Source organism: Gemmatimonadaceae bacterium, assembly GCA_020846935.1.
In the GTDB taxonomy this organism is placed as follows: domain Bacteria; phylum Gemmatimonadota; class Gemmatimonadetes; order Gemmatimonadales; family Gemmatimonadaceae; genus RBC101.
Genome location: JADLCY010000002.1, coordinates 376,155 through 392,230, shown reverse-complemented (window position 1 = coordinate 392,230; position 16,076 = coordinate 376,155). Strand labels below are relative to the sequence as shown.

The following is a 16,076-nucleotide window of genomic DNA, read 5'->3' as shown; positions in this document are numbered from 1 at the left end:
CCGATGTCATCCAATGCCCGACCAATGGGTGCCGGTCCGCCCGACGGCCACGTGGTACGGCGCCATTCATCTTTCGGCATCGGGCAAACCCATGCGCGACTTGCGGCGCCAACGTCGCGAGCGGACACTGGACGCTCTTGTGCACGTTGACCGGCGGACGCGTGCATGCGGAACATCCGCCGCGGAGGGCAGGACGCATGACGGCCGTTCCCGTGCACGAAAAGACGTTCACCGTATCGCTCGATCTCGGCGAAGGCTTTGCGCAGCACGCCACCTTCGACGACTCCCCCGACATCGCGCCCGTCCTGATCGACGAGCCGGCGCCATTGGGTCAGGGATCGGGTGCGAGTCCCACGCGGCTCCTGGCGGCATCCGTTGGCAGTTGTCTCGCGGCGAGCCTGGCGCATTGCCTGCGCAAGAGCCGCGTGGATCTGCATGGCGTTCGGACCAAGGTCGAGGGCACGGTGGCGCGCAGTGAACGCGGGCGTCTGCGTGTCACCGGGTTTCGAGTTCTGCTGGAGCCGGTAGTGCCCGCGGACCAGCACGCGCGGCTCGGCCGCTGCGTCGAAGTCTTCGAGGATTTCTGCACGGTGACGGCCAGCGTGCGCGAAGCGATTCACGTGGAAGTCACCGTCGTGCCCACCGTGCCGCAGGCCTGAGCGGGCTGTGCGCGCCAACAGGTTGGCCGGCGCGCCGTGGCTCGTGTGGCCTGGCAGGTCATCCGTTGCATCCGAAAACGCGGGGCGTCGCCGCGAGAAGTTGTCGCGCTTGTCAGGCTGCGGCAGGGGCGCGCCGCGTTGAGATGCACCAGCCCGATTTAGTGACACGCTCAGAGTGGAGCGGTTGTCGCAGCCTCATGCCCGCGTCGGGCAATGACGCAGTGGTCGCGCGCGGTCGGCGCGAGAAGCGCCGCCGCCTCCAGGCGAAGGCCCTTTGGTGGTCGTAACTCCGGCGTCGGCCCGCTGGGCCCGCAGCCAGAAGGCTGGCGCGCGCCGGACGGCCCCGACAGCTTTCGCGCACAGGGAGGATCCGATGAAGCTCATCATTGAGATAGAGCCCGAGGCGGACGGCCGCTGGCTTGCGGAGGTGCCGACGTTGCCCGGGGTCATGGCTTATGGAACCACTCGCACAGACGCCGTGGCCCGTGTGCAGGCCGTGGCCCTGCGCGTCCTGGCCGAGAAGCTGGAGCATGGCGAGGCGGTACCGGAGTTGCTGGATCTATCATTCCAGGCCGCGTGAGCACGTGGGGCGCCGAAAAGCACGCCGGCTGCTGGCGGCGCTGCTTCGGATTCGTTGGGCAGTCAAGCGGCAATCCGGGTCCCATATGACGCTGTGGCGCGAGGGCTGGCCGGACTACGTGTTTGCGTTTCATGACGCGGAAGAAGTTGGGCCTCGGATGATGGCGCGCGTGGCGCGGCACACTGGACTCAGGCCAGAGGATCTGTAGGCCAGGCGGGTGCGTGAGATCTATGTCTGACAAACGGCAGCTGCTGCCAGCTGCCGTTGGCAGCCTTCATCCCGTGAGGAGCATTCACCGTGTGGAGCCTCGCCGGTGCTGAGGCTCTCACTTGATCAGGTGCAACAGAGCCGCGGTCGTCCGCGGGCAATCCCCCGGTTCCCCCCTACACCAGACCCATGTCGATTCGCCGGTTCCTGCTCGCCTCCGCGGCCCTCGCGCCCCAGCTCACGTTCGCCCAGGCCGCCACGCCGCCTGCCGCGCCCATCGTCGTCCGGGCGGCGCGCATGGTCGATGTCACGACCGGGCAAATCGTGGAGAACGCGCGCATCGTTGTGCAGGGCACACGCATCGCGAGCGTGAACCCGCAGACCCTGCCCGCGGGTGCGCGCATCGTCGACCTCGGTGATGTCACGCTCTTGCCGGGCTTCATCGATGCGCACACGCACCTGGCCGGCGAACTCGGCCCGGACATGCAGCTGGGACCGGTCACCGAAACGGAAGTCGACGCGGCCTACAAGGCGGCGAAACACGGCCGAACGACCGTGCTGGCGGGCTTCACCACGGTGCGTGATTTCGGCGGCAGCGTGACCGTGGCGTTAGGTAAGGCGGTCGAGCGCGGCGACGTCACCGCGCCGCACATCGTTCCGTCACGCAATGCTCTCGGCATCACCGGTGGTCACTGTGACGTGACCGGCTACGCTCCCGGCGTGCTCGAGCAGGATTCGAAGGGTGGCGTGGCGAACGGTCCGTGGGAGGTCGTGGAGGCTGTGCGCTACCAGATCAAGCACGGAGCGCAGGTGATCAAGACGTGCGCGACCGCCGGCGTGCTGTCGCTCGAAGGGCCGGTTGGCGCCCAGCAATACACCGCCGAGGAACTCGAGGCGATGGTCAACGAGGCTTCGCGGCACGGGGTGAAGGTGGCCGCGCACGCGCATGGCACCGAGGGCATCAAGGCGGCCATCCGGGCCGGTGTCGCCTCCATCGAGCACGGATCGCTGCTGGACGACGAAGCGATCGCGCTCATGAAGGAGCGCGGGACGTACCTCGTTCCCACGAGCTACCTCGTTGACCGCATCAACCTTCCGGTCCTTCCCGCGCTGGTGAGGAGCAAGGCCGAGACGATCCTGCCGCTCGCGCGCGCGAGCGTGCGGAAGGCGATCGCGGCCAGGGTCAGGATCGCCTTCGGCACCGATGCCGGCGTGTTTCCGCATGGCGAAAATGCGCGCGAGTTCGCGGTGTACGTGAAGCTCGGCATGACGCCGGCCGAGGCGCTCCGTTCGGGGACGTTGCACGCGGCCGACCTGCTGGGACTCAAGGATCGTGGCTCGATCGCCGCTGGTATGCTGGCGGATCTGGTCGCGGTACCGGGGAACCCCCTGCAGGACATCACCGCGACCGAGCGGGTGTCGTTCGTGATGCAGTCCGGCAAGGTGCTCAAGGAGAGTGGCCGACCGATCATGTAGCGCGGCGAGTCCGGCTCGAATCCCGGGTTCGCGTGCGTAGAGCCAGAGCCGCGCCGGATCCCGATCCGACGTCCGAAGCCAGCACGCTTCCCGACTCTTCTCCATGTCTGCCAGGAAACGGGAGAAGGCGCGGGCAGAGCGCGAACTCAGGGCGATGGCCGAGGAGACGCAGCTGCGCGTGGTGGCGTATCGTCCGGCGGGCGTCATCCCCGTCGAGAGTTCAGAGGAGTTCACCACGCGCTACCGGGTGACGAACGCCCCCCTTCTCCCGATCAAGGTGTCGATCGAGGCGCGCTCGATCGGCGAAGCGATGTTCGAGGTCACGGCCTGCGGCGACGGCGCCAACGGGCGCATCCTCGAGAGTCGCGAGCTGCTGAGTCTCGCCAGCGGCAACCGGGCGGCCGTGGGCGGGAGACGCTGAGGGTCGAACAGTACGGCGTCGTCGCGCGTTGCCTCTCTGGGACACGACTCCACTCCGGGGGATGGCCATGCTGAACCGCTCCATCGTTACCCTCGCCCTGGCAGCGCTCACGGTACCGGCCTGGTCCGCTGCGCAGCCGCCGCAGAATGCTCAGGCCCAGGCCCAACTCCGCGCGCGCCGCGACTCACTCGAAGCCGAATTGCAGCGATTCGCCATCGTCGATCGCAAGCTCATGGTGAGCATGCGCGACGGGGTGCGGATGCAGGCGGACGTGTATCGTCCCCGCAATGCGACGAAGGGTGTGCCGACGATCTTCGTGCGCACGCCGTACAACTTCAACTGGTGGGACGTGCGACTTGGCGCGCCGGCCGACATGACCGCCCGCCTCGATGCGGTCAAGCGCGGGTACGCGTACGTCGACATGAACGAGCGCGGCCACTTCTTTTCGGAGGGCAACTACGACATCCTCGGCCCTCCGCTCACCGATGGCGTGGACGAGATCGACTGGATCTCCAGTCAGCCATGGTCCAACGGCAAGGTCGGCCTGATCGGATGTTCATCGACGGCGGAGTGGCAGATGGCCGTGGCGGCGCAGGGCCCCAAGGGACTTGCCGCGATCGTTCCGCAGGGGTTCGGCGCCGGCGTGGGGCGCGTCGGACCGTACTACGAGCAGGGCAACTGGTATCGTGGTGGTGCTGTTCAGATGCTCTTCATCGCATGGCTCTACGGAGAGCAGAACCAGAACCGCCCCATGCCACCTCGAGGATTGTCGCAGGAGGAGCTGGTCCGCTTCTCCAAATCGTTCGATCTCTCGCAGCAGTCGCCACCGGTGGACTGGTCCAAGGCGCTGCGGCACCTGCCCGAGATGGACATCCTGCGTGCGGTGGATGGCCCGCGAGGCATCTTTGCCGACTCGATGCCGGGGATCGCGACGGGCGGCGCGATGATCAGGCGCACCCCGAACGATCCGGCGTGGTACAAGGGCGGACTGTTCCACGACGACATGCGCATCAACGTTCCCGGGCTCTGGCTGATGTCCTGGTACGACGTGTCGGTGGGGCCCAACCTCGCGACGTTCAACCACGTGCGGAAGACGGCGAGCCCCGAGGTGGCCAACCAGCAGTACGCGGTGATCGCGCCGACGCTGCACTGTGCCTACAAGCGGGCAACGGAAAACACGATCGTGGGCGAGCGGAGCGTCGGCGATGCGCGACTCGACTACGACGCGCTCACCTACGGGTGGTTCGACCACTTCCTCAAGGGTGAAAACACCGGGTTGCTCGACACGCTGCCCAAGGTTCGCTACTTCACGATGGGGATGAACAAGTGGCAGACCTCGGAGTCGTGGCCGCCGAAGGGTGCGGAGACCCTGCGCTACTTCCTGGCGAGCGGCGGGAATGCCAACTCGCGCCAGGGTGACGGTCGGCTCACCGACCAGCCGCCGGCGAAGGACACCCCGGACACGTTCACCTACGACCCGATGAATCCGGTGCCATCGTACGGTGGCAACGTGTGCTGCACGGGCAACGCCGTGGTGGGTGGTGCGCTCGACCAGCAGAAGATGGAGGAGCGCAAGGACATTCTCGTGTACTCGACGGAACCGCTCAAGGAAGGCATGGAGCTGAGCGGGCCCGTGGAACTCGACCTCTACGTGTCGTCGGACGTGAAGGACACCGACTTCACGGTCAAGCTGCTCGACGTGTATCCCGACGGCCGTGCCTACAACCTCGACGAGACGATCCAGCGCGTGCGCTACCGGGAGGGTTACGACAAGGTCGTCTTCATGGAGAAGGGCAAGGTGTACAAAGTGAAGCTTGGCCCGTTGACGACCAGCAACTGGTTCGCGGCGGGCCACCGGCTGCGCATCGAGGTCTCGAGTTCCAACTTCCCGCGCTTCGATCGCAACCTCAACACGGGCGGGAACAACTACGACGAGAAGACCGGCGTCGTGGCGACGAACGTCGTGCATCACTCGAAGCAGTACCCTGCGGAACTCCGGATCACGGTCGTGAAACGCAAGCCGGCGATGTAGACGCCCGTGCACGCCCGACCAGACGGCGCCCTCAGTGGGGCGCCGTCGTGCGTTGGTGTTTGGCTTCGCGTTGCACAACGCCTAACGTTAGCTCGACTCCTCGCCCACTCCATATGCATCGTCTCGTTCCTGCCGCACTCCTCGCCATCCCCGGCCTGGCGATGGCCCAATCCACGCTCGCCGACTACCAGCGCGCCGAGCAGCGACTCACCTGGAATGCGCTGCGTCATGTCACCGGCGACCAGGTGACGCCGCAGTGGTATCGCGACAGCACACGTTTCTGGTATCGCGTGATGACTCCGCGTGGCGCGGAGTTTGTTACGGTGACGCCAGCGACGGGGCAGCGACAACCGTTGTTCGACAACGTCCGGATCGCCGCGTCTCTCTCTCGTGCCGCCGACTCGTCCGTGGCGGCCACCGCGCTGCCGTTCCAGCGGTTCGACTTCGCGGACGATGGTCGCGACGAGCGCCGCATCCATCTGCGCATCGGCAAACGGGCATTCACCTGTGACCTGACGTCGTACGCCTGCATGAAGGCGGACACACTTCCGGATCGTCGCCGGTACGTCCGATCGCCAGACGCGCAATGGGATGCGTTCGCGTCCGGCAACAACCTCTGGGTACGTCGCGTTGGCGGCAGCGACTCCGTGGCGCTCACGACCGACGGAGCTCCCGGGTACGCCTACGGCGTCGGCTCGCCGTCTCCCTCCCAGATCAGGAACAGGATCCCGAATACGCCGCAGGTGACGTGGTCGCCGGACTCGCGCCGTCTCGTGGTCTCACGCATCGACGAGCGCGGCGTGGCGACGTTCTCCCTCTATTCCTCCACGACGTCGCGGCCGATGGCGTACGCATATCCATACGCGCTCCCGGGTGACTCGGCGGTACAGCAGGTCGAGTACTACATCGTCGATGTCGCACAGCGCGCGAGCCGCCGCATCGAGGTGGCGCCGCAGCCGATGATGTCGTTCTTCAGTTTCGGTGGCCGGGCGGTACAGTGGGCGCCGTCATCCGATCGCGTGTACTTCACGCACGTGAACCGCGGCCCCAAGCGGGTGCGACTGTACGTGGCCGATGCGGGAGGCGGTGCGCCGCGATTGCTCACCGCCGACAGTGCATCGACCTATGTCGCGGGAAGCGTCGACATCACCAACGGCGCCACGAACTGGCGACCGCTGCGCGGCGGAGACGTGATCTGGTTTTCCGAGCGCGATGGCTGGGGCCACCTCTATCACCTGGGGCCCGATGGCGCGGTGAAGCATCAGATCACGAGCGGCGATTGGGTGGTGACGGCGGTGCACGCGGTCGATGAGGCACTCGGTCGGGTGTACTTCACCGCTCGTGGCCGCGAGAGCAATCGGCACCCGGAGCACGCGTCGCTCTACTCGGCGGGACTCGATGGCTCGGGCCTGACGCTGCTGACTCCCGAAGACGGGAACCACGAGATCACGCCGGTACCCGGCGGCAAGTACTTCATCGACACGTATTCGCGGGTCGACTCGCCACCGGTGACGGTCGTTCGCGCGGCTGATGGGCGCGTGGTCAAGGAACTCGAGCGCGCCGACATCGGCGCGCTGCGCGCCACGGGCTGGCGGCCCGGAGAGGTCTTTCGGGCGAAAGCGCGTGACGGAGTCACCGAAATCACCGGCGTGATCTGGAAGCCGTCGAACTTCGATTCGACCACATCCTACCCGGTCATCGACCACATCTACCCCGGGCCGCTCATTTCCCCGGTGCCACGCGACTTCTTCCCTACGCGCGCTGCCTTCTCGTACTCCACGATGGGCCAGGTACAGGCGCTCGCCGAACTGGGCTTCATCGTGGTATCGATCGATGCGCTGGGCAACACGGGGCGCGCCAAGGCGATCTACACGCGCTACTTCGGTGACCTGGGCGACAACGGGATCGCCGATCACGTGGCGGCGATCAAACAGCTGGGCGCGCGACACCGCTGGATGGACCTCACGCGCGTCGGCATCTACGGCCACTCGGGCGGCGGGTTCTCGTCCACCGACGCCATGCTCAGGTTCCCGGACTTCTATCGTGTGGCCGTCTCCACGGCGGGCAACCACGACAATCGCACCTACTACCACGGTTGGGGCGAGAGATTCCAGGGAATCTTCCAGCGTGACTCGGCGAAAGGAACGGACAACTATGCCCAGGCCGCGAACAAGACGTTCGCATCAAACCTCAAGGGCAAACTGTTCCTCATTCACGGCGACATGGACGACAACGTGCATCCCGCGCATACGATCGCGCTGGTGGATGCCCTGGTGAAGGCGAACAAGTCGTTCGACCTGCTGGTGCTGCCTGACGCGGACCACAACCTCACCGGTCACCCGTACATCATCCGTCGTACGTGGGACTACTTCGTGGAGAACCTGCTGGGGTCGCGGCCCCCGGCAGATTTCACCATCGCGCCACCGCCCAGCATGTAGCGGTTGCCAACGGCTACGGACGCGCGGCTCCGAGTCGCGCGTCCAGGCTGTCGCGGAAGGTGCGGTAGTCGTCGTCGTCGAACCGACTGCCTCCGCTTGCGCTCTCTTCCCGCTCCGCGTCAGAGATGGCGTCGATGACCGACTTGCCGTCGGTAGCCCTGAATCGCGGGTCGCAGCCGGACTGCAGGTAGAACAGGGCCAGCGGCCAGTTGCGCATGTACGCCGCGTTCATCAGCGCGTTCCATCCCGGGCGATCCTCGCGTGAATCGCGAATGCCGACGAGCTCGGCGCCATGGCGCATCAACACCCTGGCCTTCCCGACGGTCATGTTGTGGTGCAACAGCAGCGGGCGACCGTCGTAACTCTCCGTGTCATTCGGGTTGGCGCCAGCGGTGAGCAGTACGTCCATCAGCTCGAGGTACTGGTCGCCGGAGTTGTACACCACCTCGGAGAACAGCCGGCCGCCCTCGATCACGGCATCGTCGCGGTAGGGTGCGCCGGTCTCCACCAGGATGCGCACCGTTGCCGCACCGTCGGCGCCAGCGCCGGGCCTGCTCGCCCTGTCAGCCGCGATACCGAGGATCGTGCGGCCCTTCCGGTCGCGCGCGTTCCAGTCGACCGTGCGTGTGTGGGCGAGCGCGGCCAAAGCTGCGGTGTCGCCCTTCTCGATCGCCGATGCCATCTGCGTAAGCCTTGGGTCGTTGAACTTGCCGAGCCCCCTGCGCTCCACGGCCCGCTCGATGGCACCGACAGGGCCCATCGCCACGTTTGTTGCCATCCACAGGAACGGGAGACCGACCAGCAGTGTGCTGGTGAGCACGCCCCCGAACGAGCCGCTGCGTTGGGCCCAGTACAACCCCGCGCCGAGTGCCAACACGATCGGTCCGAGCACCATCGCGAAGCCGCGCGCCATGCCGCGCCCCGCAGCGTCGTCGCCCACGTTCCTCGTGACGAACAGCACGAGCACGAACAGCACGTCGAGCCCAAAGCAGATCCAGCCGATGGTGGCAAGAGTTCTGAGCGACATCGTCAACCGTGGTCTCGGTGGTCACATACAGTGGTGTGTGCTGCCTGACGTGAGGTCGCGCGTATGCGCGATGGCGCCGTAGTCGGCATGCGGATGACGATCATCCCGACCTCGCCACGTCGCGGCCCACGGCTGGCGGCGCGAAGCGACGCACGAGCCCGTGCAACGCCCACGCCACCAGCCCCACGACGAGCACGAGCATGGCGACGCGCATGACCGTGATCGCAAGCTGCGCGTCCCAGGCCGGGAGCTGCCAGTCGTAATCGCCAAGTGAGCTGCCACGGTCGAGCATCCAGTGCCAGGCCGTGTGGGCCACGAGCGCCGACAGCAGAATCGTGCCCATGCGCTCGTCCACGATGCGCCGGAAGGTGAAGGCGAGCACGGGGATCGCGATGAGCACCACGAGCAGCTGTCCCAGCTCAACGCCCACGTTGAACGCAAGCAGCGAGGCCAGCAGGTGGTCGCCCGAGAACTGGAGGGACTCCCGGAGCGCAAAGGAAAACCCGAAGCCGTGCACCAGCCCAAAGCCGAACGCAAACTTCCAGCGATGTTCGAGGCGCACACCCACGATGTTCTCGAACGCCATCCAGACGATCGACAACGCAATCAGCGTCTCCACCAGCGGCGGGAACCAGAGCGCGTCAGGCGCCAGGCCTGCCGCCGCCGACACGAGCGTGATCGAGTGCGCGACGGTGAACGCGGTCACGATCGCCACGAGTGGCCGCAGCCGACGTACCGGGATCACCAGACACAACACGAACAGCAGGTGGTCGATGCCGTCCAGGATGTGCTCGAACCCCAGGACGACGAACTGCGACGCGGCCTGCCACCATCCCGGATCCAGTTCGACGACGCCGGGGTTGCCGATGTACTGGAACGCCCGGACTGCGCCCCCCGGCGGCAGAAACCGCAGCACCGTCGTGGTCTGGATCCCGAGGCCGGCCAGCGACGGGTTGAAGGCGAAGCGCGCACTGTCCGACGTGATGGGAACCTCGAGCAGCACGTCGAGCATGGCCTGCTGCCACGGAATGTCCACGTCGTCGCCGAGGCGTGGTCCACGGACCTGGGCGAGCGCGGTCCCGAATGACTCGAACGCACGATCGGATGGCAGCGAGACCCGGATCGCCGCGACCTCCTCGGCGCCCAGCTCACGACCGTCTTCGGTGAAATGGAGCTGGTCGGAGATCCAGAGCTGGACCGCGTCGCGGAGGAAGGGCTCGAGCCTGGGAATGTCGAGGTAGCCGGCGCCGCGTTCCGGAAACTCCATGTCGCGCATGGCCGCGAGCGGTACGCGCAGCAGCAGCTGCAGGCGCTGGCCCTCGGGCTTCACATACGCGAAGACGGTGACACGGCTCGGGATCTCGTGCGCGGCAATCGCGGTCGCGCCCAACGCGATGACGAGCAGCAGAACATGGCGAAGGGCGACAATGAGCGTGCGGGGCAGCGTCGAGCGAGCCGGCATTCGAGCGACAGTGGGGCGAAGTGGAGCGCAACCAGGACACGGCAGAACATCGGCGAACGTGCGGCCCTTCGCCACCTTTCGAGTCGTTGCCGGTGAGCGACCGCCCGTCGCACTGGACGTCGCATCGTCCTGGGGGTTAGTTAGCGGCGCGACCGGCCTGCCCATTGGCGGTCGGACCCGAGACCCTCCAGCTGGAGACGCAGGCATGACTCACCGTCGCACGGTTCTGACCGGAATGATCCTGGTCGGGGCCATTGTGGCACTCGGCGTAGGCCAGGCCCGCCTTCAGGCATCTGCCTCGCGCACGCAGCAGGTGCAGGCTCCGCGCTTCGAGGTCGACCCGCATTGGCCCCGGCCGCTCCCAAACCACTGGATCCTGGGCTCGGTGATCGGCGTGGGGGTCGACTCGAAGGACCACGTGTTCATCATCCATCGGGGCGACTCGACGCTCAACCAGCGGACCGAGGCCGGCGGTGGCGGCGCGAATCCGATCGGCGAGTGCTGCATCGCGGCGCCGCCGATCGTGGAGTTCGATCCCGAGGGGAATCTGGTGCGCGCGTGGGGCGGCCCGGGCGACGGCTACGACTGGCCGGCATCGAACCACGGCATCTCGCTGGACGACAAGGACAACGTCTGGATCGGCGGCAACGGGGCCGGCGACTCGCACATCCTCAAGTTCACGCACGACGGAAAGTTCCTGGCGCAATACGGCAAGGCCAGGCAACCGATCAACAGCAGCAGCACGACGAGCTTCGGCCGCGTGGCCAAGATCTCGTTCGACGCAAGGAACAACGAGGCCTACGTCGCCGACGGGTACGCCAACAAGCGCGTGGCGGTCATCGACATGAGCACCGGCGCCCTCAAGCGATTCTGGGGAGCGTACGGGGAAGCTCCCAAGGACACGAACATGGGGCCCTACAACCCGGATGCGCCCCTCATCCGCCAGTTCCGCAATCCGGTGCATTGCGCCGATCCGTCCAGCGACGGTCTGGTGTACGTGTGTGACCGCCCGAACGACCGCATCCAGGTGTTCCAGCGCGACGGCAAGTTCGTGCGCGAGGTGCGCATCGCACCGCGCACGCGAGGTGACGGCTCGGTGTGGGACATCGCCTTCTCGCGCGACCGAGAGCAGAAATACCTCTACCTCGCCGACGGCCGCAACGAGAAGGTGTACGTGATCGAGCGCAAGACGCTGCAGATCCTCACCGAGTTCGGCGACGGCGGGCGGCAGCCCGGCCAGTTCTTCGCCGTGCACAGCATCGCCACGGACTCGAAGGGCAACATCTTCACGACCGAGACGTACGAGGGGAAGCGCCTGCAGAAGTTCACGTACAAGGGCGTGGGCTCGGTCGCACGGGTGCAGGGCGTCCCGTGGCCAAAGCGTTAGGCATGGCGGCGCGGTGCGGCGACCTCGCGCGCCGATGGTGAACGGCGTGTCGCACCGACGCAGCGCCGCGACCCTCGCGATGGCACTGGCCGCCGCGTGCACCGCGTGGGCGCCGCGCTCCGCTCCGGCGCAGGTTGCCACGTTGCACGGCGCATCCGGCGGCCCGGCCGCGCGCGATACGACAACGGCGAGGCAGCACATGACCAGCGCGCTCCGCGCGCTCGTCGAGGCGCAGGATGCATGGTTTGGCAATCATGAGCGCTATGGTCGCGCACTCCGACGAAGCGGCACCGGCGGTGTAACCGTGCAGCCGGAAACCGGCGTCACCCTGGAGTTGATGTACGTGACCGGCCGCGGCTGGACCGGCCGCGCCACCCACCGCGCTCTTCCGGGGCGCTCGTGCGTCGTGTTCGTGGGTCAGGTTCCCGACAGCCGCATGCCCGTCACGCGGCGCGACAGCGCACGCCCGTCCAGGGAACGCACACCCGTCTGCGACGCCTGACGACATACCCGGCGCGGAGCGACTTGGCGCCGGGTCCACACCGTCCGAGCCATGCGATACATCCTCCCGCTTGTCGTCCTCACGCTGGCCACCGGTTGCGGCGGCGGTGCGCCGCCCGCCGTACCCACTGAGCGACCCACGCGACACGAGGATCTCGTCGCGCTGTTTGGTGACTGGCGAGCGTTCCAGCGCCCGACCATGGTCGCGGGAGTCCCGGACTACTCCGCCGCGGCAATGACGGCGCAGCACGAGGGGCTCGCCGCCTATCTGCGACGGCTTGCCGCGTTCGATACGACCGGATGGAGCGTGGCGCAGCAGGTGGACTACCACATCCTGCGCGCCGAGCTGAACGGGTTCGACTTCGATCATCGCGTGTTGCGGCCGTGGCAGAACAATCCGGCGTACTACGTGACGTTCTTTCCGGACGAGAGCGACCAGCCGGCGCGGGAAGGCCCGTTTGCGTGGGGGGGCGTTGAGCTGTGGAGCCATCCGACCCCGCTTTCGGCCGCGGCGACCCTGGCGATCGACTCGGGGCTCCGGCGCATCCCGGGCCTCATGCGCCAGGCCCGGACGAACCTCACGGGGAACCAGAAGGACCTCTGGGTCTGGGGCACCAGGAGCATCCGGAGTCAGTCGAGCGACCTCACCGCCTTCATTGCGACGCTCACGCCGGAGCAGTCGTCGCTCGCTGCCAGCGCCCGCGCGGCGCTCGCCGCCACGGACTCGCTCGCGGCCTGGCTGGACGCCCAGGCGCCATCGAAGACCGGGCCGTCGGGCGTGGGCCGCGACAACTACGACTGGTACCTGACCAACGTGCAGCTCCTGCCCTACACGTGGAAGGACGAGGTCACGCTCATGCAGCGCGAGCTGGCGCGCGCGTATGCGTACCTCGCGCTCGAGGAGGTACGGAATCGTGGACGGCCGACACAGGCCCTGGTGGGGAGCCAGGCAGAACATGAGCGGCGCTTCAACCGGGCGGTGAGCGACTACATGGCCTTCCTGCGTTCGCGTCAGCTCGTCGCCACGAACCCTGACCTCGAGGCGCGGCTCCGCGCGCGCATTGGACGGTTCAGCGACGCCCGCCGCGAGTTCTTTACCGAAGTCGACTACCGGGATCCGGTCGTGATGCGCACCCACGGATTCCACTGGTTCGACAAGGGCGCCATGGCGGCCGGTTACGGCAATCCGATCCGGAACGGTGCGCTCCTCTACAACGTGTTCAATGCGCGCACCGAGGGACTGGCCACGGGTTGGGAGGAGATGATGATGGGGGCCGGGCTGTTCGACGCGTCGCCCCGATCGCGCGAGTTGATCCTCATTCTGCTCGCCGAACGCGCCGCGCGCGCGATGGGCGACCTGAGGATGCACGCCAACGAATGGTCCATCGACCAGGCGGCCGCGTACGCGTCGCAAAACACGCCGCGCGGCTGGCTTGCCCTCGACGGCAACCTGGTCTGGGGCGAGCAGCACCTCTACCTGCAGCAGCCGGCCTACGGCGTGAGTTACGTGATCGGCAAGATCGAGGTGGAGAAGATCATGCAGGTCCGCATGCGACAGCTTGGGGAGCGATTCGACGTGGGCACGTTCATGCACGAGCTGGTGGCCGCGGGGCAGATCCCGATTGCGCTCATCCGGTGGCAGCTGACCGGCGAGCTGGACGACGAGCTGCGTGCCATGCTCGGTGCGCGCGCCAGCCCGCCGACGCCCTCGCCTTCTCATTAGGACACACTCCCGTGACACGTAGCCATGGTCCGAGGAGCCGTGATTCCGACCAAAGGCCTCCCGCACGTCGGTCACCGCCCTTTCGAAGCCCCCGAGGGCCGTGGGCTCGTCTGCAGGTGCGTAGATTCTGGCAATCGCTACTGCGTAAGACTGGGGGATTTCGTACAGAGCCGCTCACGCCACCGAGCGAGGCTGGGTAAGTTCCGAGGTCCTGCTTCTCCCGAGCGAACCCATGGGCCAGACGGTCGAATTGATGGACCGCATCACGGTGAACCCCGACCAGTGCGGAGGGCGGCCGTGTGTGCGCGGGATGCGGATTCGAGTGATCGACGTGCTGGACCTGTTGGCCTCGGGGCTTTCGGCGAGCGAGGTCGTGGCGGAGCTCCCAGACCTTGAGCCAGCGGACGTCGCGGCGTGCCTGCGGTTCGCGAGTCGAAAGCTGGACCATCCGGTGCTCGCGGCCTAGGGCGTTTCTCGCCGGCGCCCCGTGGTCATCTGGATCGATGCGCAAGTCGCGCTCGCGTTGGCGACCTGGTTGCGGGCGGAGTTCGCCGTCGAGGCGTTCGCGATCCGCGACCTCAATCTGAAGGGGCGGAGGATCCGATCATCTTTGCGGCCGCCCGGACCGCCCGAGCCGTGGTGCTGACGAAGGATGCGGACTTTGTGACCTTGCTGGGGCGTCACGGACCGCCGCCATCCATCGTGTGGCTCACCTGCGGGAATACCAGCAACGCCGCCCTGCGCACATTGTTGCGAACAGCCTGGCCTCGGGCGCGCACCCTGCTCGAGTCGGGCGAGGCGTTGGTGGAGATCAGCGATCGGGCCAGCCAACACGAGTAGTTGTCTTGGGCGACAAAGTGCTCAATAAGCGCGATGAGGTCGCGCGCACATTGGTGAACGAGCCGGCGAAGCGCGTGCTATCCCGCAGCGGCACCAGCCACCCCGCGTCGTCAGCGCTGCGAGAATGCGCTCGCAAGTCGAGCGCGAACACGTCTTCTTCCACTCATGAAGCACATACTCCGAAGAGACGCTTCACCTTCAGGCTGGTTGCCATCGCCGGGCTCGCCGGTACCGAGAGCTACCGCTGCACCTTGCGGAAGAACAGGCGCCGCCCCGTGCCCGCATGCGCCAGCATCAGCTCGTCGTCGCTTCGTGTGGCCACCTGCGATACGCCGCCCTGTGTGAGTCGCACACCACCCTTGGTGGCCTCCCACGTTCCCGTCTCGCGCACCGGCTCGGCGAATCGCTGCTCCACCACTGCACCCGTGGGCCCGACCGTCGTCAGCCGTGTGACCAGCTGCAGCGAATACGCATCCCGCTCCGCGCTCAGATCCAGGTAGGCACTCACCAGCTCCTCGCGAACGCCGTCGGGCGTGCCACGGTCCTGACGCAACGTTGCGGGCAGCGCAAGGCCGTCCACACGCGAGAGCATCCACATGCCGGCGTGCGCGGGCGCCCGGCTGAGCGGCCGCAGGTCGAACTGCCAGCCAATGGTGGTCTGCCACGTGCTGAGGTTGATCTCCCGCGGAAACGACGTCGGCAGCGGATCGGTGAGGGTATAGCCCACGCTCGAGAAGTTGCGCGCACGATGCCCGAACTCGATCAGCAACCGCGCGTTGGTGAACGGCGGCGCGATCCCCGCACCCACCGACACGCCATACTCGAACGTCGACGCCTTCACCTCGCTCTGCTTGCCCTGCGCCGTGTGCACGCGCGCGTTCCACAGGTCCACGAGCCCGAACGAGCCGGTGAAGTAGGGGCGGATCCAGCCCTCGCGCATGAACGTGGCGTGGGTGGAGATCACGGGCAGCGATCGCAGTGAGGCGCGGATGTCCATGTCGCCCGACGGCTTGCTGCGCACCGGCCGCAGGTAGCCGGCTGCAAACCCGAGTTCGAGATCGATGAACCGGCTGCGCGAATCGAGGTCGATGAGCACCTCGGTCCCCGCACCGCACATGGGGAGCGTGATACACCCCGCGCCGCTGCGATCGAGGAAGCCCGCCTGACGAGGATCGGCCGACTGCAGGAACAGCGTGAGTCGCTGCACGCGCGAGAACACGGACCCGAGAAAGCCGAGGTCCTGCGCGCGAGCGGACGCGGGCAGCAGCGAGAGGGCGAGGAAGCCGACGAGCGCCTTGCGCATGGTCAGGGATGGAGTGGTTT

Annotated in this window: 14 protein-coding genes and 1 pseudogene; 12 read left to right on the top strand and 3 right to left on the bottom strand. The window is 67.0% G+C overall.

The genetic code is table 11. The annotated features are described in order from the left end of the window. The first annotated feature begins 197 nt into the window (after window positions 1–197). The 7 genes from IT361_05635 to IT361_05605 all read left to right on the top strand — a co-directional run bounded on the left by IT361_05635 (window position 198) and on the right by IT361_05605 (window position 7,813). Window positions 198–659 carry an OsmC family protein gene (locus IT361_05635; GenBank protein ID MCC6317156.1) on the top strand — a complete coding sequence of 154 codons (462 nt, stop codon included), beginning with the start codon at window positions 198–200 and terminating at the stop codon, window positions 657–659. A gap of 373 nt (window positions 660–1,032) precedes the next feature. Then, window positions 1,033–1,239 (top strand): type II toxin-antitoxin system HicB family antitoxin, encoded by a 207-nt coding sequence (locus IT361_05630; GenBank protein ID MCC6317155.1) that lies wholly within the window; start codon window positions 1,033–1,035, stop codon window positions 1,237–1,239. Beyond that, window positions 1,190–1,447: a type II toxin-antitoxin system HicA family toxin gene (locus IT361_05625; protein ID MCC6317154.1), complete on the top strand. Its 258-nt coding sequence runs from the start codon at window positions 1,190–1,192 to the stop codon at window positions 1,445–1,447. The genes IT361_05630 and IT361_05625 overlap by 50 nt, the downstream gene beginning before the upstream one ends. A 188-nt stretch (window positions 1,448–1,635) precedes the next feature. Then, window positions 1,636–2,922, top strand: coding sequence for an amidohydrolase family protein (locus IT361_05620; protein MCC6317153.1), 1,287 nt, complete (start codon window positions 1,636–1,638; stop codon window positions 2,920–2,922). 103 nt (window positions 2,923–3,025) lie between these two features. Further along, on the top strand, window positions 3,026–3,343 hold the full coding sequence (locus tag IT361_05615; protein ID MCC6317152.1) for a hypothetical protein: 318 nt from the start codon (window positions 3,026–3,028) through the stop codon (window positions 3,341–3,343). Between the two features lie 67 nt (window positions 3,344–3,410). Next, window positions 3,411–5,375 carry a CocE/NonD family hydrolase gene (locus IT361_05610; GenBank protein ID MCC6317151.1) on the top strand — a complete coding sequence of 655 codons (1,965 nt, stop codon included), beginning with the start codon at window positions 3,411–3,413 and terminating at the stop codon, window positions 5,373–5,375. 113 nt (window positions 5,376–5,488) lie between these two features. Then, on the top strand, window positions 5,489–7,813 hold the full coding sequence (locus tag IT361_05605) for a DPP IV N-terminal domain-containing protein (protein MCC6317150.1): 2,325 nt from the start codon (window positions 5,489–5,491) through the stop codon (window positions 7,811–7,813). A gap of 13 nt (window positions 7,814–7,826) precedes the next feature. Here IT361_05605 and IT361_05600 read toward each other — a convergent pair whose 3' ends face one another. Continuing rightward, window positions 7,827–8,840 (bottom strand): ankyrin repeat domain-containing protein, encoded by a 1,014-nt coding sequence (locus IT361_05600; GenBank protein MCC6317149.1) that lies wholly within the window; start codon window positions 8,838–8,840, stop codon window positions 7,827–7,829. A 100-nt stretch (window positions 8,841–8,940) separates the two neighbouring features. Beyond that, window positions 8,941–10,302 (bottom strand): HupE/UreJ family protein, encoded by a 1,362-nt coding sequence (locus tag IT361_05595; protein MCC6317148.1) that lies wholly within the window; start codon window positions 10,300–10,302, stop codon window positions 8,941–8,943. 313 nt (window positions 10,303–10,615) lie between these two features. On the opposite strand from IT361_05595, the gene IT361_05590 reads away from it, so the two are divergent. The 5 genes and pseudogenes from IT361_05590 to IT361_05570 all read left to right on the top strand — a co-directional run bounded on the left by IT361_05590 (window position 10,616) and on the right by IT361_05570 (window position 14,753). Then, window positions 10,616–11,689, top strand: a complete 1,074-nt coding sequence (locus IT361_05590) for a hypothetical protein (GenBank protein ID MCC6317147.1) — start codon at window positions 10,616–10,618, stop codon at window positions 11,687–11,689. A 13-nt stretch (window positions 11,690–11,702) separates the two neighbouring features. Next, on the top strand, window positions 11,703–12,191 hold the full coding sequence (locus IT361_05585; GenBank protein ID MCC6317146.1) for a hypothetical protein: 489 nt from the start codon (window positions 11,703–11,705) through the stop codon (window positions 12,189–12,191). A 51-nt stretch (window positions 12,192–12,242) separates the two neighbouring features. Further along, window positions 12,243–13,913, top strand: coding sequence for a DUF885 family protein (locus IT361_05580; GenBank protein MCC6317145.1), 1,671 nt, complete (start codon window positions 12,243–12,245; stop codon window positions 13,911–13,913). Between the two features lie 232 nt (window positions 13,914–14,145). Further along, window positions 14,146–14,379 (top strand): DUF433 domain-containing protein, encoded by a 234-nt coding sequence (locus IT361_05575; GenBank protein ID MCC6317144.1) that lies wholly within the window; start codon window positions 14,146–14,148, stop codon window positions 14,377–14,379. Window positions 14,380–14,400: 21 nt separating this feature from the next. Continuing rightward, window positions 14,401–14,753, top strand: a pseudogene (locus IT361_05570) (DUF5615 family PIN-like protein). Window positions 14,754–14,991: 238 nt separating this feature from the next. On the opposite strand, the gene IT361_05565 reads toward IT361_05570, so the two are convergent. Further along, window positions 14,992–16,056, bottom strand: coding sequence for a hypothetical protein (locus IT361_05565; protein MCC6317143.1), 1,065 nt, complete (start codon window positions 16,054–16,056; stop codon window positions 14,992–14,994). Window positions 16,057–16,076 lie beyond the last annotated feature (20 nt).